The sequence below is a fragment of the Leptolyngbya sp. BL0902 genome (assembly GCF_016403105.1).
In the GTDB taxonomy this organism is placed as follows: domain Bacteria; phylum Cyanobacteriota; class Cyanobacteriia; order Phormidesmidales; family Phormidesmidaceae; genus Nodosilinea.
Genome location: NZ_CP046156.1, coordinates 121,146 through 136,827 on the forward strand (window position 1 = coordinate 121,146; position 15,682 = coordinate 136,827).

The window sequence follows — 15,682 nt, forward strand, 5'->3', positions numbered from 1 at the left end:
CGGATTCACCTCCACCACATACACGGGCATTCCATCTGTAACCCGGTAAAGGGTGAGGCAGGTGCAGACCCAGCCTTCAGCCCTGAGTTGGGCCGCGCTCTGGTCTCGCTGGGCGATAGCGCTTTCGCACTCATCCCAGGCGGTGGGCAGAAAAGCTTGATGGAGGGTCGGCATAAGTCAACGGCCTGACTGACGTTGACCCTAGTGTAGGGGATGGGGGGACGGCCTGACTTGGCGCAACGCCCCCGCCACCTGCTTACCGTTGAGGTTGACCGTCAGGGCTTGAAGCAGGATAAGCGCGACCTGCTGAAGCTCTGCTTCCGTTAGGTTCGTCCAGTGAGCGTTAAAGTCAGCATCGCTAAAGGTTTCGAGGGTGGCCAGCAACTCAAATAGGGCCAGGTCAAGCGCTGGGGACAGGGGTTGGGTTTGACTGGAGGGGTGGGTCATGGGTGAGATGGTAAAAGGACATCTCACCCTGGGCGATAGCCCTGTTGATCTGAGCGTGAGGATGACGGTGACTTCGTCATCGTTCTTATCGACTTGAAGATGCTCTACACTCTCTTGGGAGTACTCTGGCCCAGCTTTTGTGACTGGGGTAGATTGACTTACCCGCAGGGGATAGCAACATGGCCGAAGGCTGGCGACATAGGATAAAAAAGCATCGCAATCGGGCCAAGCGCCAACGCCATCCGGTTGATAGCTGGCGACAAGCCCTCGGTATCAACCTAGGCCAAGGTTGGAGGCCCGCAGGTCAGGAGCCTCTGCTTTCAGTGGATATCCCCTCCAGCAAACAGAACTAAAGATGACCGTTACAGCTTCGTTGAAGATGAGTTAGGACAAAAGCCATGGTGTATAAGATTGCAGTGAGTGGTCGGAAGGGCGGCGTAGGGAAAACAACCGTTGCTTGTGGGTTGGCCTCTGTGTTTGCAAGCCAAGGGCAACGGGTACTGGTCATTGACCTCGATCCCCAGTCCAATACGGCCTATGTATTAGGCACCGACCCTACAGCGGCAGGCACAGCCCAGTTGCTGTTAGGACAATTCCCCATGCCCGTTGAAGCCCTGGAGAATTTGCATGTGCTTCCAGGCGGCCCTGATTTAACTAGTTACGGGGTTCAGTCCTCAGACCCTGAAGATTTAGCGGATGCGGTTGATGTATTGAACTACGACGTGATTCTCTTTGATTGCCCACCTGGGGTTGAGTACCTCGAACGTTTAGGATGGGTGGCCGCCGATACCACGCTGGTCTGCACGAATGCTCATCCTTTGGCGGTGATGGGGGCCGGGCGAGTTATCAATGAACTGAATGCGCGACAGCAAAAAGGGCGACGAGGCTCCAAACGCTATGCCTTAATCCTCAGCATGATTGATTTACGTCGCTCCATGGATCAGTCTCTGGATGCACAACTGGCCTCGGCCTACCCAAACACTCAGCGCATGGTCGTTCGCCAAGATACGACCTTGGCCTGGGCCAGTGCCGAACGGGTGCCGCTCATGGAGTATGACCATAAGTGCAAAGGAGCCGAGGATTTACAGAAAATTGCGGAGTGGATCAAGAATGCCTAGGAAACGTAGGGATGCAACGAATGTTTTCAGCAGTGCGGTAGATACGGCAGGCGCGATTCATCAACAGGATCAGTTAGCCGAAACCAAGGCACAACAAGATCGCGGTCGGCGCTCGCTCCTGGCGCTTAAACAAATCCGGCAGCGAGAAACCGATACTCGCCCACTTCGGCCCAACCATGTCCAGGAGCTAGCCGAGTCCATTGCGGCCCTCGGACTCATTGAGCCATTGGTGATTGATAACCAAAACGTCCTACTGGCTGGGGGACACCGTTTAGCGGCCATCACCCATCTCAAAACCCATCAGCCGCAGCACTTTGCGGAGCACTTTGCCGATGACCTCGTGCCCGTCCGAATCATGCCCTTTGATGCGGGGGCTGATCCAGAAAAAGCTCTGCAAGTCGAGCTGGCAGAAAATGAAAAGCGGGTCAATTATTCCCGTGACCAGATTGAAAAACTGGCCAGTCGCCTACGAAGCCTAAATTATAAGGAGACCCGTGGTCGTCCTAAAAAAGGAGAAAAGGCACTGGGGCCAGCCCTCGCTGTTGCTATCGGGGTCTCAACTCGCTACGTTCGCAAAGTGCTTGGGGAAGAGAAGGCCGAATCCACCTCCAAAAATAGGAACTCAGATCCTATTTTTTGCCGTCGTCAGCTTCTCCGGAAAATGGAACGGGCTCTCCAGGAGCTAGAAGCTCTGAGGGAGACCCGTCAAGGCTATGAGGCTAACCAATCCTTAGACGAGCAGTTGCCCGAATGGCTGATACAGGTGCAAATGAGCTTAGAGGAACTCCAAGATATGGGAGGTTGACCGACGCTCCTGGAACTGAGTTCGATACTGTAGTGGATACGGTAGAAGCGATTATGATGCCTGAGCCATAAGGGACCCCGTGGCTAGCCTCAACAAGGTGAAAAGACCCTAGGCTAGCGGTCGCTAGCGGGCCGAGACCCGCCATATTCGTAAAGTCCCAGGGAAGAAAGGGCCGAAGCTACCTCCAAAAATAGGAACTGAGTTCCTATTTTTCGCCACCGATAGATCCTTAAAAAGATGGGACAAACCCTACAGAATGTAGACTGCATGAGGGTAGCCAGTCGAGGCTATGAGGCCAACCAAACCTTAGACCAAATCCGAACTTTACTCTAATTCACCCAAGGACGGATCCACTCCAGAGTGCCCATCAAGGACATACCCTCGATAGCGACGGCGCTTGAGGATGTTCTGCATCAACCGCTGTCCATCTTCAAAGTCAGCACACAACGTTTCCCGCTGGCACCCCTTACCCGTGCGGCGACCGCTCCACTTTCGTAGCAACACCCACTCACCAAAGAGATTCTGGCGTAGCGCACAGGCATAGATACAGTCGCCCCGTTGCCAAAACCACTCTTGCCATTGGTCGGGGTCATAGTTCGGCTCGGTCATCGCCTCCACCGTCCTAATTCACAAGCCCTAAAGAACGTTACCGCTTGCGCTCCATCCTAAAGTGCCCCCACGAGATCCGAAGCCTGTGGAGTTTCCATGCAGTTGAGTCAGCGGGCCTTATCCCGCCAAATCTAGGGCTATCAGGTCAGTCAGGGGCACGGTGCGAACCGTCTGCACGATGGGATTCTGGAGTTGAATCGTCGCGCTATCGCCTTCGGTGTCCAGCACCCGCCAAAGGCCAAGGGAACTGCCCCACCGAACGTGCTGCCCGACCCACGAATCATCGGTTTTAGGGAGGTTCAAGGTGTCACAACCCCTCCATGTATGGTCATTAACCATCGGGGGTGTGTCAGAGGTTGAGGCTTGATGGTCGCTGCCGTTCCGCCGTTCGGCCCGACGGTTGAGGATGGCCAGGGCTTGAGCCTTAGCGTCGGGGTCAATCTGGTAGATGCGGATGCGTTTTGGGTGGCCTTGTCGGGTCTGCCGGGACGTGGTGGGCAGGCCCATCTGGTCAAGGAGTTGGCCGAGGATTTGCTGGGGCCGCATCTCTGGCTTGAGCGACACATTCAGCGCCGCTTTGACTTGGGGAGCCAGGGCCAGGGCTTGAGCCGCAAACTGAGCCAGGGTGTCATCGTCGCTCAACCATTCGTTAGGATTGTTTACCCACTCCTCTAGGCCCAGTCGCACCCTGACCTGTCGCCTGAGTTCTGCTGTGGAAATATCCCAGGGACACAGGCCGAGATGGTGTTGGGCCTGTCGCTCTACCGAACGCACCACGGCAGCGCTGGCGGTTTCGGGATACAAGAAGGCTTCAAGTTCGAGTAACTGGCCTCGATAGCGACCGTGATTGTCGAGCAGCACCAGGTCAGCGGTGACGGCATCGAGGGGAATGGCATAGAACTCGGCGAGGTGCCATTTGTCTAGGGCCAGTCGTTCGTCGGTATCGAGGTGTTCGGCGGTCTCCAGGGCTTTGGCCTGGGTGGCAGTGAGGTTGACTGCCGATGCGGTGGCTCTGGCTTCAGAAGCCTTGATTTGGAGACGCGCTTCAGCCATCTGTCGTTTAGCCTCCTGGTGCGTGTCGAGTCGTTCAATCGTGACCTGGTGTCCTTCATGGATCAGCCGCACCTTCAGGGCTGAGCGCAGGGACAGCATTGAGCGGTTGCGCTGGGCTTCGAGGGTGGCCCAGAGGTGGACGTGGGGGTTGAGCCAGTCGTAGTCGGTGAGGTGATTGGTCAGGGCTCCCAGGCTGGCGGCGGTCATCTGAGCAGTGGCGGTGGCTTTGTCCTGGAGTAGCTTCTTGAGTCGTATTGAGTTAGTCTCCCGACCGACCTTAGAAAAGTTACGACCACCCTTGGCACACCACACGATACGGGGAACGGGTTGGCGCACTCGTGCCAGGGCTTGGCTCATGTCGGCATCGGTGCTGCTGGCTCCCCAAAACAGGCCGTAGACCTGGTCAAAGTGTTCGACTTCAATGGAGACTCCGGTGCCCATGCTGGGCGTAGCAATGACCACGGGATAGTCGGTGATGGTGGTATTAGGATCCATAATGACGGCTTTTTCTAGCTCACCGCTGCTGGTGTCGCTGTTGAGCAGCAGCACCTTCAGCCGAGCGGCTTCAAGGTCATTGATTAAGCGGTCGAGGCGCTTACTGCCTGCCTTAGAATCCGTGGCGATGAAGACCCGCTGTCCGGCCTGGACGGCTTCGAGGAGTCGAGCGGTAATGGCGCTGGCGTCTGGGGCTTCAATGAAGGTGACGGGCCAGGGTTCGACCTTGGCCTCATTGACCAAGAGCCAGAGGGTTGCCCCTTCCCCCCGCAGGTGGGCCAGGTAGTCGAGACAGGGTTTATCGAGGTCGGCATCGGCCACAATCACGCGCTTAGCCGCCTGCACCAGTTGGGTGAATCGGGCCAAGAGGACAGGCCGTGCGCCGTCTTTGTTGCAGGTAGAACTGGTGAGCAGGTGCCGCATCAACTGCACAAACTCATCGAGAATCAGGTCGCAGCCGCGAAACTTCTCCGGGTCAATGGCGAGTAAGGTGCCGTCCACACAACCGCCAATACGGAGGGTGTAGCCGTCCCCATCTATGAACTCGCCCTTGAGTCGGTCGAGGTCGCCTCGATAGTTGACCCCTAGCCGTCGGCAGAGGTTACGCATCAGCACGATGCGGTGTCCGAGGGCGAGGGTGGTGTCTCCGTCTGCCACTAAATCAGCGATGAGGTTGGTTTTGCCCGTACCCTTCGCCGAACGCAGGGCAATGATGCCTGTTTGGGGAAGGGATGCGGCATCGAGGGTATCGAGGTCACGGGTGTTGACCTGCATCGAGGGCAGCAGACTTCCCAAGGCATTATCGAGGGCCACTTTGAGCCGCCATTCGTCGAGGCTAAGTGCCTGGTCGATAGCTCGGTGGAACGCCTTAGCGCCTGCGTTAGCGACCAGATCATCGAGACCTTTGCCCTGAGTCGCTGACCATGCCACCACCTGTACCACATAGCCTGCGGCGGCCAACAGCCCGCCAAATCGAAAGAGTGCGCCCGTCACCCGTCGCTTTGCCGTCGCTTTGGTGTCTTGGTCAAAGGCGAGGTAAACCGGGCGGCCTGGGGTAGCGATGACCTTCACATCCTCGACCAGTTCCGGGGGACAGGGATGGCCTAGGGCATCTTTGACCCGATAGCCCGCATTGACCCCCACCAGGGCGATGGCCGCATAGCCCGCACTGAGGGCACAGCCTGCTTTTTTGGCCCCTTCAGTAATCAGGATGGGAGCCTCTGGAATGGACAGCCACCAGGCCCAGAAGCCCTCATCCATGGCTTTGACGGCACTCAGTAAGCTCCTGGTGTCTCCGAGGGCTGTCCGCATCCGTTGACGGTAGGCTTGACCATAGCCATGGCGCGTTGCAATCTTCAAGCCCACGCGCCAGGACACCTTCAGAAACAACGCCCGTGGCTTTTGGCCTTCGGGGGAACTGTACTTCTTAGCCTTACCTTTGTGGTCGAGGTCGGGAGTATCAGCCTTGAACTGGCCCCAGTCGAGGGGTGCCCAGTCGTTGAGGGGGTCAAGTCCTGAGACCCACCAACCGCCATTCACCGATTGCTCGTAGCGACGTAGCACCTGGTTCACTGGCCCGGTCACGTACTGCTGAGACCAGCCCCCAAAGCCTGCGAGCTTATCGCCCACCAGGCATTCGAGGACGGCCTCACCTGCAAGGCTGCTGACGTTAGCGGTAATCAGTTCAGGCCATACTTTGGATTGTTGCCATTCATGGAGGTGTGCTGTTTTCATCGCACTACCTCAACGAATAGGGCGGCAATGGATAGCTCCATGGGAGAGGAGAGGTGGCCGAAGGCGAACAAACCATTCCTGGCGTGAAGTCCGACGTCAAACCGTGGAGAGAGACCAAAAAGAGTGTTCATGATGAGACTTGTGGGTCTAAGTTCGCGCCATGGTGGGCGGTTGTTCCCTCTATTCCCTCGGTGTCCCGCCAGTGCCGAGAGGATGAACCATGCATCGCCGCCATGCCCAGACGTTCCGGCGAGGACGGTGCGGTTACAAGAGAAGAGAGCCCCGCCGCTAATGGCCATGGCGCGGGTTGACAAACGTGGTGGAAATCAATGCGGGTAGCCATCCCCGGTCTGACGGAAGCCTCGTCCAGAAGATAGATTTTTCTGGCCCGAAGGGAAGATTCAGAGGGGCGATAATCGGCCAAGGCATTGAAAACTCAGGGATTCCCCGATTTCAGAAGGTAGGCGCAACAAAACGGGCGCACTATTGCGCTACTGATCTGAGTCAGCTATGATGATGGGGAATTGTTTAAACGAACGACTCCGGCACGTCCCTGTGGCGTGTTCTCAATAGGTCAGCAAGGCGATAGCGGTTTTCTTGTCACGGAAGAGCTATCGTTTTTGCCTTTTAAAGGGTTCGTTCCAATCGGTTCACATCATTATCACCTCCTGTATTTGGCCTAGTTTACCGGATCGCTCCAAGGGATGCACCTCTGCCTAAGGGACGGAAGATCCTTGTGACGAAAGATAGAAGACAACGGCCAGCGCCATTATCACATCCCCACCAGTATTGATCATCCAGGCCCGGTTGTGAATCGGACAGTGATGACTTGCAACAGGGCCGTCATAGCTGGTGGGTTAGTCATTCAGGGTGTCCTCGCTAGGAAGTTGCCAGGGTTGTCCTCCGAGGTCGATAACCTGCTGGCGGAGATGCTCAACCTCCATCCTCAAGAGGTCGGGTTCGGCGTAAGCTTCCCCCAACAGCGACAGGGCCGATTCGGTCTGTTGCAGGCGTTGGGCTAGGAGGAGGTTACGGTCAGACTCGCTACGCTCAACGCCAAAGGCGGCATCAAAGCGTCGCTCTAGGGTTTCAGCCATGAGGGCATAGCAGAGGGCGATGGCCTGCTGATTTCCCTTAGAAGCTTCCCAAAGCCAATAGGCGCTGATGACATCCAGGGGTAGCGCGTTGACCCTAGATTGACCTCTACTCTGATCTATCGAATCAATTGCCACACTGTCGGGCGTATAACCTTTACCCCGTAAGGCTTTGATGCCCTTTGAGTCTAAAAACCGTCGGGCGTTAATTTCAGGCTTGCCAATGCACTCAGCCGCCTGGGTTTGACTCATCCGATAGCTACCATCGGGCATTTGGAACCCATCGACCGATAACGAGCCGATCTGCATCGTGGCGCGTTGGGCCTTGTCTTGGGTGGTCATGGCTACGCCTCCCGTGGCAGTAAGGTTGCTGCCACGCCTATCCGCCGCTCAACGTGTTGGGCTTGCATTTTGGCGGTTTTTAGTTGGGTGATGGACACGCTGAGGCTGGCCACCTGGGCGCTGTTGGCTTCGACTGCGACTGCCGTGCAATCGAGCGACCGGGTGATGATGGCCAATCGGGCTGAAGTGGCCTCAAGGATGGAAAAGGGTGCATTGGGACTAGCCATCGTTACTGACCTCATCAGGACTCCGCCAGGGTTCTAGACCCGCAGCTATCAACTGTTGCCGGAGATGCTCAACCTCCATCCTCAAGAGGTCGGGTTCGGCGTAAGCTTCCCCCAACAGCGACAGGGCCGATTCGGTCTGTTGCAGGCGTTGGGCTAGGAGGAGGTTACGGTCAGACTCGCTACGCTCAACGCCAAAGGCCGCGTCAAAACGCCGTTCTAGGGTTTCAGTGGCTAGAGCAATGCAAAGTTGTAGGGCTTGTTTATTGCCCCGGTGTGATTGCCAATGCCAGTAGGCAATGACCACCTCAATCGGGATGGCATTGATCCGAGCTTGGCCTCTACGCTGCTCTGTGTTTTCAACCTCTACTTCAAAAATCTGACCCGTGTAACCCTCTCCCAGTAAGGCTTTGATGGCTTTTGAACGCAAAAAGTCTGACACGTTCTGTCGTCCTATTCCCACCGCATCAGCCGCACTGGTTTGGCTCATCCGGTAGCTACCATCGGGCATCTGGAACCCATCGACCGACAACGAGCCGATCTGCACCGTGGCGCGTTGGGCTTTGTCGTTGGCAGTCATTTTGTGGTGCCCTCCAAGGTCTTAAATTCACCGCTGGCTTTAGCTTGCCTGAGGCCAAGTTCAATGAGGAATGCGGCTAGGTTGGCAGTAGGGCGTCCCTGATACTCAGCCCACGCTTCAAGGTCAGCGGCAACAGTATCAGGCAGTGTCACCAGAACTCGTTTTGACACAGGTTTTTGGCTCATTGAGTACGCCTCAATAGTACGCATTCCAAGTGACTCCTAAACAAACGACATCTTTATATGCCTGAAGTATATCCTAAAGATACTAATTTATATCTTAAATATGTTATAACTGCGTTCAGCAGTGAACAGTCCATAGAACGTGCCTTGTGGGCCACTGCTGATTCACCAAGGGCACAGACCCCTAGTTTTTATCAGCCGTTCAGCCGTGAACGGGTTTTGTTCAGACGAGGTTCTCAAATGGTTGAAAACATCTCTCTCTCCAGTTTTTGCAGGACTTATGAGCTTTCTAAAGGCAGTGTTCACAAGTTCCTCAAGGCCGAGGGATTCGATACCAGCAATGGGCTAACGCCTGACATGGTGAGGGCCGCAAGCGCTTACTTCTTGGATACTCCCCAACAGGCCGCAGCCGCAGCGATGGAGGCCGAGATTGTGCCCGCCAACTTCTTCCAGAGCAGCGAACTAAAGGCGACCGACTACCGAGAAGCCCGGTTGCCAGAGGGGTTTGACCCTGCCGCGATGGTCAAATTCTTTGATGGCGTAGCGGGACAGGCGACCGATACTAGCGCCCTGGTTAGCGTGGCCCAGATGGCAATCCAGGCGGCGGACGTGGCGATGCAAAGCAAGATTGCCCAGCAGCGAGACGTCTTGAGCCAAGCCGAAAAAGACCAGGCCACCCTAGACCGGATGTTGGCCGAGGCCAAGGTCAAGCTCCAGATCAGCGCGATGGAAAGCAAACTTCTGACCGAGCGGCAAACCACGGCGACCCGAGTTACCGAAGCGCGTTTCCAGGAGTTGATGGGTATGGGAAAGCCGCAACAGCCTGCCGAAAACCCTCATCTGTAGGGGTTTATATTGCCCTTGCCCTCGCCGGGATGTTGCTGGCGCTGTTGTTATTTTGAGACTTGAGCCATGACCCTGAATCGGTTTGAAACCTTCGACCTAGATGAACCCCTGCCCATCGTTGTGCTTGTGATCCCGGCCCGTGAGCCCTTTGTGATTCGAGGCCACCTCACCCCTACTGAGGCTGAGATTGCCCGCCGCCTTGCCCCTAACCCCCAGGGCTATCGGCATCCCACCGAGGGCTGGGTTTCTGAGGGGTGGCCCGCATGAGCCTTCAAGACGACCTTCGTGAATGTTACGAACAGGCCCAAATCTTTGGTCTTTGGTACTGGGAGGCTGGGGACTATTGCAGCGAGGACGGTTTTGAGGCCGAGTGCTACGCCGACTTTGAACAGTTCATCGCCACGCTGGAGGATGAGTCACGATGACTGACCTCACCCTAGAGCAAGTCTTTTGCCAATGCCTGGAGGTGGCTGAAGCCCAGGGCGAACTCACAGAACATGACCTCGAACGACTGCGCGGCCTGCTGCGAACGGGGGTTGATACCTGCGAGATCGACAGCGAACTTGCGCCCTGGTTTGCCGAACGAATCAATGCCTTAGACCCCAGCCACGGATAGGAACTTTGCCATGCAACATGTCACCGTCACCACCTATCTACAAGGCCGCACTCCTAAGGGCGCGTTAACGGAACCTGAGGGCTACGAGGAATTTGAACTGACTCGCGCCCATCCCTTTGCGCCCTGGGAGTGCCTAGGATACGCCTTTACCCTGTACCCGATTCATCCCGGCCAGACCTACCAGCTTTGGGAGTCCCTCGTCCGCACCGTTTGCTGTAGTTCCGTGTACTAGGAAAGTGTCATGCCCATCCCGCAGTTTCCGATAGGGGCCACCTGCACCGTCCAGACGGGCTACGGCCCCCACACCGGAGCCATCACCAGTTTCCGCTGGGATTCTGAGTCCGGCACTTGGTATTACCGCCTGAGTGGCCTTGCCTCATTAGAGTTCGCTGAGCACCGCCTCGCCAAGAATTAGGAGCTTTTAGTCATGACTACCACCAACCCCAAAACCTGCCTTGATTGCTGCCAATTTTCTGACGATGGCCCCGACGGGTTTTGCCGCCTAGCGAATCATCCCGCCGTGATTGAGTATTGCCGCAACGCCCACAACTTCATCGATGCCGACATGAGCCGCTGCCCTGGCTTTGTGGAGGACGTGTGATGACGCGCCAATTCCTCGAAGCCCTCGCTTGGCTGCAACGGCTGGGGGAGGATACCGACGAATTTTGGATAGCCCGTGCCCTAGAACGCTACGGGATTGAGCCGACCGAAGACAACATCGACAACCTCAGAATGCTGGCCACTGCCCAGCGCTACTAACAGGATGCACCGCCATGAACGTACCGCCCCCTGTCTCGCTGAACTATCGCACTGAACGCCTTGAAACCGCCCCCGAAGGCCCGATTCAGAATATCCACCTTGTCCCCTTGCCGTGGTGGCAGAATCGTCGTTACTGGGCGGTGGGTGGCCTGTCTGTCGTAGCTGTGGCCGGAGTGGTGGTTGCCTTGGCCCAATCAGCCAGAGTCGGTACTGAGGGCATCTACCAAAGCCAGACCCCAGGCCCTAACGTGGATAACGTCCTCGCGGCTGGCCAGTCCAGGATGGAGGGCAACTACCACGATTCCCGGATGGTGCTGGAGGACGTTGCCCGCTCAGTGCTAGAGAATGAAGCCTATCGGTTTCGCACCGAAGCGGAACGGGCTGTGCGACTCTCTACGGATTCTTGCTACCAACAACAACTCATCTGTCCTCTAAACCGTTACCAACGAGATGCCCAAGCTCAACTCGACCTGGCCAAGAGCGAACGAGACTGGGGCCGAGCCCAGGCGGCCTTGTTTCGAGTCAATGCGGTGGAGTTGGCCCGGTCGTTGCCAGCATTGCCCCAAGACCCACCGATGAACTTGGCCGTCATCGCCATCGAGAACATCGCCCAACACCATGAACGACTGCACAGCCTATCGCAGGAGGTGAAGGCCCATGAGATTCGTCGCTAACCTAGTCTGCCTGGTACTCGCTCTGCTAAACCAACAGAGCCCCGAAACCCTCCTCGCCGCTGCTGTGGTGGTGCCCCTAACCGGGTTTGTGGGTTTGGCCCTAATCAAGGTGTTGAGCCATATCATCCCCCTACTGGCAGTGCTGCTGCTGGCCTGGGGGGCGCTGCTGCTGAGTTTGGCTGTGGTGAAGTTTGCCCAGCGGTTGCTGTGGAGGTTCATCCGATGACACTTGACGGTAACGCCCTACTCTATACCGCCCTTGGAAGTGCGGCGTTGGGCGTGTTTTGTGGGGTGCAGCGTCCAGCCTCGAATCTCACCCCTGCTGATTTAGAAACCTTTGCTAACGGGGGGCAGATCGAGTACCGGGTGACGAATCCCTACCTGCCCTTGGCGTTGGTGTTGGGGCTCACCTCGGTGGGGTCTGGCCTAGCTTGGGCCATGAAAGGGCAAGCGCCTGCGGTGGCCATTCGACAGACCGTGCCTGCTCCGGTTGCCCCTGCCTGGGACGGGCAAGTTCCGATGCCCACCGGAAGTCAACCCGACCGCTACCGAGTCGGTAATCCTGCCGCTATCCTGGCCCAACGCCTCAGACCCACCCTCATTAGCGCCAACCCCAGGGTGGGGAAAGGGGTCACGATTGCCCATGCCTACCGCCAAGCCCAGGCTAAGGGGGCGGCAGTGTGGGTGATTCAGCCCAAGTATCATCCCAAGGAACGGGGCTATTGGGCCGATGCCGATAACGTCCTGGGGTTCATGGCCGATGAACTCGAAACCAAGGAAGCTATCGAGGCCACGCAGGAACAGATGCAGGACTTTATCTTTGCGTGGCGACAAATCCCGCAGCGGCCCAAGGTCTTGATCATTGACGAACTGGCCATGCTCAAGGTGACGTTCAAGACCTGGTATGAGGCGTTCCTCAAGCCTCAACTCGTCATGGAGTTGTCCTCAGGCGAGACGGACGACCGGGCGCTGTGGGCCATGACCCAATCCAGCCTCGTCGGGGATATTGGAGTGAGTGGTGGGATGCGCTCAACCTTCGACCTGCTGACCTTGCAGACTCCCACCAGCCAGGGGCACCTGGAATCTTTGCGGGCCTCGGATAAGACCATCCCGGCCATCGATGACCCTGCCATCTTCGAGCGCTCATTCAGCCCCAAAGGTGCCGTCTTCTACCACAGTGCCCTGGACGAGTGGTTGCCGATGGTGGCTTATGAAGTGCCGAAACTCGAACCCGAAGAACTGGGTTATGCCCATCGAACTCAGCCTGAACATCCCCCAACCGCAGACCACACGGGAGCTGTAGCCTTACCCCAAACGCCCGTTAGCGAGTTCGTCGAGGGTCAAAATACCCCCGATTTGGCCCTGATCTTGGCTGTAACCAATGCCCTGCACCAGGGGATGCCTCGTAGCCAAATCATCAAGGATGTGTTGGGCTACAAAGGCCAGCGCTACCAGCAGGGGGCTGAACTGTACGACCGCATCAAATCCATCATCGAGGAGAACTCCACTCATGAATAAGCCCGCATCGTCTGCCATTACCCCCGCCCGTAGCCCTCAGACCATGGATGCCCAAGTGATTGACATTACGCCTAGCCCGGTAGGGCGCAGCTCTATCCAGCTTGCCCCTCGCAATACGATGCAGTCCAACATCCAGGACGGGGGCTGGTTTGATGCGACCCAAGGTAAGCGCAAGCCCGTGTTTGTGATTACGCCTGCCACCGACCCCTGGAGCATCTTTCCAGTGTTGCGCTCTGGCCTAAGCTGCCTACGGAACTATCCCCTGCAAACGATGGGCGGTGCCTTCATCTCGGTGTGGGGTGGGCTGTTTGTGTTGGCGGCTGGACTCAACATCCTGCAAGGCAACGCCGTCAAAGCCAATGGCGACATCTGGAATCCGGTCGTCGCGGGCACCAACTTCGGGGCGATGTTGGTGGTGCCGACTCAGAGCATTGCTGGAAGCGCTCACAAGGTGCTGACCGGGGAAGAACGCATCGGTCAACCCATCGAAGTGCGGCCCTACACCCGTGCGGTGAAGGTTGCAGAATGAGAACCCGCCACCTCGCCATCCTCGCCTTGGCTGTAGCAGGGATAGCCTTTTTGGATTTGCTAGAGCCAGGGCGGGGCAAGCTCTGGAATCCTATTCACCATGGTCGTAACGCCTTCAATGCTTACCGAGATAGGGCCGACCGTGACGCTCGCCGGGTGGCCACCGATGACCCTAGGTTGGCAGGATGCACCGACGTGAATCCCAATTCGTTCAACCTTGATGCGGCTTTGGGCGACCTACGACGGGCCTTAGTAGGTGAGTCCGAAGTCATTACGCTGGTTGCCCTGGGTACTCCGGCCTGTGCCCTAGGGGAAGGGGGGTACCGCTGGCTACTGACCAATGGGTTAGCCATTGACATCACTGTACAGGAAGGAACCGTAACTCGTGCAGAACTCCAACGTTAGCCAACACAAACCCCACTGGAGCGAGCTGCCGCCCACCTGGCGCTGGGTGATTGGCACGGTAATTCAGGCAGGTGATGTGGCGCTCAAGCTCGGTTGCGTGGCCGTTATTGGTGCCTCTGCCTGGGTCATGCTCGATAGAGACACCAACGAACGCCTGACCTTACGACGTGCCGCCATTATCAATCCTGCTAGCCAAACCTTCGCCTCGCCTATCGTCGGGAAGTCGTTGCAAGACTTAGTGGCCTACCAGCCTGCCTTTGGTCAAAGCTTTGGGCCTGAAACGGGCAACCAACGCCGCTATGGCCCCCATGGTGGCGTGGACTTTGATTGTCGAGTCGGGGGCTGTGCCGGGGCCGATGTCGCTAGTCCCATCGCGGGCCACGTCAGTGCGATTCGTAAGATTGGCACATCCACCAATGGAGCAAGTTATCAAGTTCACATTCAGGGCACCGACTGGCAAGGGGCGGTGGAGCATCAACTGGTTCACGTTGATTCCATCACTGTAGCGGTGGGCGATATCGTCACGGCTGGGCAGATGGTGGCCAAAGTTTCACCGACCGATAGCGTCAGCACCGGGCCGCACCTGGACTGGAAAATCAAGCGCAACGGAGCCTGGGTGAATCCGCAGACCTGGGCTAAGGAGTCCATCCAGCGGAACGAGGCTAAATCCGCATCCGCATCCGCACCAGGTCAATCCCTATCCGATGACCTCCTCAAACGCGCCATTGGACGAGCCGAAGGAACCCGCGACGCCAACGGCAACCCCACTCAAGCCTTCTTCGGCCATCGCGATCCAGGTTGGCAGGGACGGTGCCAGAATCAAGGCAGTTTCTCCTATCAGCACTGCGCCCCATCGACGGAAGCTGCTGACCAGTCTTGGCTAGGCACCCTACGCCAAGCTGAAAAGGACATCCAATCTCAAGCGCAGGCTAAGTTTGGGCAACCCCTATCCCAAGCGGCCCTGGTTGCGGCGTTAGACGGGTATACCCAATCCCCCGATGCGGGTAAGCGCTTTGTCGATAAACTGCCCACCGCAGACCCCAACCCCCAACAACTCATCACCGCCCGTACCGCAGCGCTTGATGCCAGTCGCAGAGCCAAGGGTGGGCCACCCATGAATGTGCCTGCCGACCAGCAGCGACGGGTGAATGCCGTTCTAGAGCAGCTACGTCGATAGCCTGACACAAAACCCCACCCAGTTAGCGCTGCTGGATGGGGTCGCTCTCGTAAGTCTCTTGAGTGGTTTCGCTAGAGTTAGTGTGCCCCAAACGGGGCTTGGTCTCGCGATCCTAAGCCAAATGGCGGAGATCCGCTAGCAGATTAACTCCAGGTCTTGTGCATTTTTGGCCCTGCAAGGCCCATGGCCTTAACCTTCGTCCCTCCGCCCATCGTCCTGAGTGCCCTCGATCTCGATCAGCCCTCGTCCCAGTTGCTCGATCAACTCACTGGCCGATAGACCGTGGGCTGTGGCGAGTGCCTTAAACCCGTCCCAGCCTTCAGGTGTCACCATGACCTCATGGCGTTTTTTCGCTTCTTCGTAATAGCGCTTACGAGGCTTCAAGTTGTCACGACTACGGGGGTTGTAGGGCATCGCTCACAGATCAAGGTGCAGGAGTTAACCCTAGCCAGAATGGTGTGCGCCAGGGGTTGACA

23 protein-coding genes are annotated in these 15,682 nt (G+C 57.2%); 16 read left to right on the forward strand and 7 right to left on the reverse strand.

The features are described 5' to 3' along the window. Positions 1 to 201: 201 nt before the first annotated feature. The gene (locus GFS31_RS19615; RefSeq protein WP_198808363.1) at positions 202 to 447 is read right to left on the reverse strand and encodes a hypothetical protein; all 246 of its coding nucleotides are present in this window, start codon (positions 445 to 447) and stop codon (positions 202 to 204) included. A 398-nt stretch (positions 448 to 845) separates the two neighbouring features. On the opposite strand from GFS31_RS19615, the gene GFS31_RS19620 reads away from it, so the two are divergent. Beyond that, on the forward strand, positions 846 to 1,565 hold the full coding sequence (locus tag GFS31_RS19620) for a ParA family protein (RefSeq protein WP_198808364.1): 720 nt from the start codon (positions 846 to 848) through the stop codon (positions 1,563 to 1,565). Then, a complete protein-coding gene (locus GFS31_RS19625; protein WP_198808365.1) occupies positions 1,558 to 2,370 on the forward strand; it encodes a ParB N-terminal domain-containing protein in 813 nt (270 codons plus the stop codon). Before GFS31_RS19620 ends, GFS31_RS19625 begins: the two co-directional genes overlap by 8 nt. Before the next feature lie 324 nt (positions 2,371 to 2,694). Here GFS31_RS19625 and GFS31_RS19630 read toward each other — a convergent pair whose 3' ends face one another. The 6 genes from GFS31_RS19630 to GFS31_RS19655 form a co-directional block, all read right to left on the reverse strand. Continuing rightward, positions 2,695 to 2,979 carry a WGR domain-containing protein gene (locus GFS31_RS19630; protein ID WP_198808366.1) on the reverse strand — a complete coding sequence of 95 codons (285 nt, stop codon included), beginning with the start codon at positions 2,977 to 2,979 and terminating at the stop codon, positions 2,695 to 2,697. A 117-nt stretch (positions 2,980 to 3,096) separates the two neighbouring features. Beyond that, the gene (locus GFS31_RS19635) at positions 3,097 to 6,261 is read right to left on the reverse strand and encodes a plasmid replication protein, CyRepA1 family (RefSeq protein ID WP_198808367.1); all 3,165 of its coding nucleotides are present in this window, start codon (positions 6,259 to 6,261) and stop codon (positions 3,097 to 3,099) included. 857 nt (positions 6,262 to 7,118) lie between these two features. After that, a complete protein-coding gene (locus GFS31_RS19640) occupies positions 7,119 to 7,697 on the reverse strand; it encodes a hypothetical protein (protein WP_198808368.1) in 579 nt (192 codons plus the stop codon). Positions 7,698 to 7,699: 2 nt separating this feature from the next. Beyond that, positions 7,700 to 7,924: a hypothetical protein gene (locus GFS31_RS19645; RefSeq protein ID WP_198808369.1), complete on the reverse strand. Its 225-nt coding sequence runs from the start codon at positions 7,922 to 7,924 to the stop codon at positions 7,700 to 7,702. Then, entirely contained in the window at positions 7,917 to 8,501 is a 585-nt protein-coding gene (locus tag GFS31_RS19650) for a hypothetical protein (protein ID WP_198808370.1), read from the reverse strand. Before GFS31_RS19650 ends, GFS31_RS19645 begins: the two co-directional genes overlap by 8 nt. Further along, on the reverse strand, positions 8,498 to 8,710 hold the full coding sequence (locus GFS31_RS19655; RefSeq protein ID WP_225907732.1) for a ribbon-helix-helix domain-containing protein: 213 nt from the start codon (positions 8,708 to 8,710) through the stop codon (positions 8,498 to 8,500). The genes GFS31_RS19650 and GFS31_RS19655 overlap by 4 nt, the downstream gene beginning before the upstream one ends. A 330-nt stretch (positions 8,711 to 9,040) precedes the next feature. Between GFS31_RS19655 and GFS31_RS19660 the strand changes: the two genes are divergently transcribed. The 14 genes from GFS31_RS19660 (at position 9,041) to GFS31_RS19725 (ending at position 15,206) form a co-directional block, all read left to right on the forward strand. After that, positions 9,041 to 9,529 (forward strand): hypothetical protein, encoded by a 489-nt coding sequence (locus GFS31_RS19660; protein WP_198808371.1) that lies wholly within the window; start codon positions 9,041 to 9,043, stop codon positions 9,527 to 9,529. A gap of 66 nt (positions 9,530 to 9,595) precedes the next feature. Then, positions 9,596 to 9,796 carry a hypothetical protein gene (locus GFS31_RS19665; protein ID WP_198808372.1) on the forward strand — a complete coding sequence of 67 codons (201 nt, stop codon included), beginning with the start codon at positions 9,596 to 9,598 and terminating at the stop codon, positions 9,794 to 9,796. Beyond that, positions 9,793 to 9,954 carry a hypothetical protein gene (locus GFS31_RS19670; RefSeq protein WP_198808373.1) on the forward strand — a complete coding sequence of 54 codons (162 nt, stop codon included), beginning with the start codon at positions 9,793 to 9,795 and terminating at the stop codon, positions 9,952 to 9,954. Before GFS31_RS19665 ends, GFS31_RS19670 begins: the two co-directional genes overlap by 4 nt. Then, positions 9,951 to 10,145: a hypothetical protein gene (locus tag GFS31_RS19675; protein ID WP_198808374.1), complete on the forward strand. Its 195-nt coding sequence runs from the start codon at positions 9,951 to 9,953 to the stop codon at positions 10,143 to 10,145. Before GFS31_RS19670 ends, GFS31_RS19675 begins: the two co-directional genes overlap by 4 nt. A gap of 10 nt (positions 10,146 to 10,155) precedes the next feature. After that, the gene (locus tag GFS31_RS19680; RefSeq protein ID WP_198808375.1) at positions 10,156 to 10,377 is read left to right on the forward strand and encodes a hypothetical protein; all 222 of its coding nucleotides are present in this window, start codon (positions 10,156 to 10,158) and stop codon (positions 10,375 to 10,377) included. Positions 10,378 to 10,386: 9 nt separating this feature from the next. Continuing rightward, on the forward strand, positions 10,387 to 10,560 hold the full coding sequence (locus GFS31_RS19685) for a hypothetical protein (protein ID WP_198808376.1): 174 nt from the start codon (positions 10,387 to 10,389) through the stop codon (positions 10,558 to 10,560). Positions 10,561 to 10,572: 12 nt separating this feature from the next. After that, complete coding sequence (locus GFS31_RS19690) at positions 10,573 to 10,746, forward strand: hypothetical protein (RefSeq protein ID WP_198808377.1); 174 nt, start codon at positions 10,573 to 10,575, stop codon at positions 10,744 to 10,746. Beyond that, positions 10,746 to 10,904, forward strand: coding sequence for a hypothetical protein (locus tag GFS31_RS19695; protein WP_198808378.1), 159 nt, complete (start codon positions 10,746 to 10,748; stop codon positions 10,902 to 10,904). Before GFS31_RS19690 ends, GFS31_RS19695 begins: the two co-directional genes overlap by 1 nt. A gap of 14 nt (positions 10,905 to 10,918) precedes the next feature. Beyond that, positions 10,919 to 11,578 carry a hypothetical protein gene (locus GFS31_RS19700; protein ID WP_198808379.1) on the forward strand — a complete coding sequence of 220 codons (660 nt, stop codon included), beginning with the start codon at positions 10,919 to 10,921 and terminating at the stop codon, positions 11,576 to 11,578. Beyond that, positions 11,562 to 11,804 (forward strand): hypothetical protein, encoded by a 243-nt coding sequence (locus GFS31_RS19705; protein ID WP_198808380.1) that lies wholly within the window; start codon positions 11,562 to 11,564, stop codon positions 11,802 to 11,804. The genes GFS31_RS19700 and GFS31_RS19705 overlap by 17 nt, the downstream gene beginning before the upstream one ends. Further along, positions 11,801 to 13,096, forward strand: coding sequence for a hypothetical protein (locus GFS31_RS19710; protein ID WP_198808381.1), 1,296 nt, complete (start codon positions 11,801 to 11,803; stop codon positions 13,094 to 13,096). Before GFS31_RS19705 ends, GFS31_RS19710 begins: the two co-directional genes overlap by 4 nt. Next, positions 13,089 to 13,625 carry a hypothetical protein gene (locus tag GFS31_RS19715; RefSeq protein WP_198808382.1) on the forward strand — a complete coding sequence of 179 codons (537 nt, stop codon included), beginning with the start codon at positions 13,089 to 13,091 and terminating at the stop codon, positions 13,623 to 13,625. The genes GFS31_RS19710 and GFS31_RS19715 overlap by 8 nt, the downstream gene beginning before the upstream one ends. Further along, positions 13,622 to 14,029 carry a hypothetical protein gene (locus GFS31_RS19720; RefSeq protein ID WP_198808383.1) on the forward strand — a complete coding sequence of 136 codons (408 nt, stop codon included), beginning with the start codon at positions 13,622 to 13,624 and terminating at the stop codon, positions 14,027 to 14,029. Before GFS31_RS19715 ends, GFS31_RS19720 begins: the two co-directional genes overlap by 4 nt. Further along, positions 14,010 to 15,206 (forward strand): M23 family metallopeptidase, encoded by a 1,197-nt coding sequence (locus GFS31_RS19725; RefSeq protein ID WP_198808384.1) that lies wholly within the window; start codon positions 14,010 to 14,012, stop codon positions 15,204 to 15,206. The genes GFS31_RS19720 and GFS31_RS19725 overlap by 20 nt, the downstream gene beginning before the upstream one ends. Positions 15,207 to 15,682: the final 476 nt, after the last annotated feature.

Bases quoted from the DNA above. Each gene is read 5' to 3' on its own strand.
- GFS31_RS19615 (WP_198808363.1), bottom strand. From the start codon at position 447: ATGACCCACCCCTCCAGTCAAACCCAACCCCTGTCCCCAGCGCTTGAC.
- GFS31_RS19620 (WP_198808364.1), top strand. From the start codon at position 846: ATGGTGTATAAGATTGCAGTGAGTGGTCGGAAGGGCGGCGTAGGGAAA.
- GFS31_RS19625 (WP_198808365.1), top strand. From the start codon at position 1,558: ATGCCTAGGAAACGTAGGGATGCAACGAATGTTTTCAGCAGTGCGGTA.
- GFS31_RS19630 (WP_198808366.1), bottom strand. From the start codon at position 2,979: ATGACCGAGCCGAACTATGACCCCGACCAATGGCAAGAGTGGTTTTGG.
- GFS31_RS19635 (WP_198808367.1), bottom strand. From the start codon at position 6,261: ATGAAAACAGCACACCTCCATGAATGGCAACAATCCAAAGTATGGCCT.
- GFS31_RS19640 (WP_198808368.1), bottom strand. From the start codon at position 7,697: ATGACCACCCAAGACAAGGCCCAACGCGCCACGATGCAGATCGGCTCG.
- GFS31_RS19645 (WP_198808369.1), bottom strand. From the start codon at position 7,924: ATGGCTAGTCCCAATGCACCCTTTTCCATCCTTGAGGCCACTTCAGCC.
- GFS31_RS19650 (WP_198808370.1), bottom strand. From the start codon at position 8,501: ATGACTGCCAACGACAAAGCCCAACGCGCCACGGTGCAGATCGGCTCG.
- GFS31_RS19655 (WP_225907732.1), bottom strand. From the start codon at position 8,710: ATGCGTACTATTGAGGCGTACTCAATGAGCCAAAAACCTGTGTCAAAA.
- GFS31_RS19660 (WP_198808371.1), top strand. From the start codon at position 9,041: ATGGTGAGGGCCGCAAGCGCTTACTTCTTGGATACTCCCCAACAGGCC.
- GFS31_RS19665 (WP_198808372.1), top strand. From the start codon at position 9,596: ATGACCCTGAATCGGTTTGAAACCTTCGACCTAGATGAACCCCTGCCC.
- GFS31_RS19670 (WP_198808373.1), top strand. From the start codon at position 9,793: ATGAGCCTTCAAGACGACCTTCGTGAATGTTACGAACAGGCCCAAATC.
- GFS31_RS19675 (WP_198808374.1), top strand. From the start codon at position 9,951: ATGACTGACCTCACCCTAGAGCAAGTCTTTTGCCAATGCCTGGAGGTG.
- GFS31_RS19680 (WP_198808375.1), top strand. From the start codon at position 10,156: ATGCAACATGTCACCGTCACCACCTATCTACAAGGCCGCACTCCTAAG.
- GFS31_RS19685 (WP_198808376.1), top strand. From the start codon at position 10,387: ATGCCCATCCCGCAGTTTCCGATAGGGGCCACCTGCACCGTCCAGACG.
- GFS31_RS19690 (WP_198808377.1), top strand. From the start codon at position 10,573: ATGACTACCACCAACCCCAAAACCTGCCTTGATTGCTGCCAATTTTCT.
- GFS31_RS19695 (WP_198808378.1), top strand. From the start codon at position 10,746: ATGACGCGCCAATTCCTCGAAGCCCTCGCTTGGCTGCAACGGCTGGGG.
- GFS31_RS19700 (WP_198808379.1), top strand. From the start codon at position 10,919: ATGAACGTACCGCCCCCTGTCTCGCTGAACTATCGCACTGAACGCCTT.
- GFS31_RS19705 (WP_198808380.1), top strand. From the start codon at position 11,562: ATGAGATTCGTCGCTAACCTAGTCTGCCTGGTACTCGCTCTGCTAAAC.
- GFS31_RS19710 (WP_198808381.1), top strand. From the start codon at position 11,801: ATGACACTTGACGGTAACGCCCTACTCTATACCGCCCTTGGAAGTGCG.
- GFS31_RS19715 (WP_198808382.1), top strand. From the start codon at position 13,089: ATGAATAAGCCCGCATCGTCTGCCATTACCCCCGCCCGTAGCCCTCAG.
- GFS31_RS19720 (WP_198808383.1), top strand. From the start codon at position 13,622: ATGAGAACCCGCCACCTCGCCATCCTCGCCTTGGCTGTAGCAGGGATA.